General features: G+C 48.5%; 1 protein-coding gene. It reads right to left on the reverse strand.

Annotated elements, in window-relative coordinates:
- Positions 1-940: glutamate synthase central domain-containing protein (locus R7R78_RS24805; RefSeq protein ID WP_318119557.1), on the reverse strand; the 940-nt coding region annotated here is incomplete at both ends.

Consider the following 940-nt stretch of genomic DNA (forward strand, 5'->3'; position numbering starts at 1 on the left):
CGGGACAAGTTGGTTAAATCTTGTTGGAAATCATCAAAGTTTGCGCCTTCGATGCGAGTGGTTACGCCTTTAAAGCACAAGTCGACCACTTCCCGGCTCAACCCAACAGCTTCGAACAATTGTGAGCAACGGTAAGAGGCGATGGTCGAAATACCCATCTTCGACATGATTTTGTACAAGCCTTTGTTGATGCCATACTGATAGTTCTGCATAACATCGCGGTAGTCTTTATCTAGGGCACCATCGTCAATCAACTTGCCTAGCGCTTCATAAGCTAGATACGGATAAACCGCCGTAGCGCCAAAGCCTAGCAATACGGCAAATTGATGAGGGTCACGTGCGGTTGCGGTTTCCGCGACGATGTTGGCATCACAACGAAGGTTGGCTGTAACTAAGCGAGTTTGCACGGCGCCGACAGCCATGGCGGCTGGAATTGGCAATTTGCCTTTGACTAATGCGCGGTCAGAAAGAACCACTAAAACGGTACCTTCTCGCACCACTTGTTCAGCTTGATCACATAAATCATCAATCGCTTGTTTGAGATCTTTCTCTTGTGGATCGTAGTTTATGTCGAGAATGGTATTGCGGTAGTGATCGTCACCCAGCTCAAGCAACTGCTGCATGTCAGAGTAAAGTAGCACTGGAGAATCAAATGTCACTCGATGCGCGTGGCCGTCGGTTTCACAGAAGACGTTCATCTCCTGACCTATACTGGTGGCTAACGACATAACATGCTTTTCACGTAGTGGATCGATAGGCGGGTTGGTGACCTGAGCAAACTTCTGGCGGAAGTAATCGGTAACCAAACGCTCTTTCGAAGACAGTACTGCCATTGGCGTGTCATCGCCCATAGAGCCTACGGCTTCTTGACCCATATCGCCAAGTACACGCAGCACCTGATCCACTTCTTCATTGGTCATAGCGAATTGCTTTTGATAGG

The sequence above is a fragment of the Vibrio sp. 2134-1 genome (assembly GCF_033339495.1).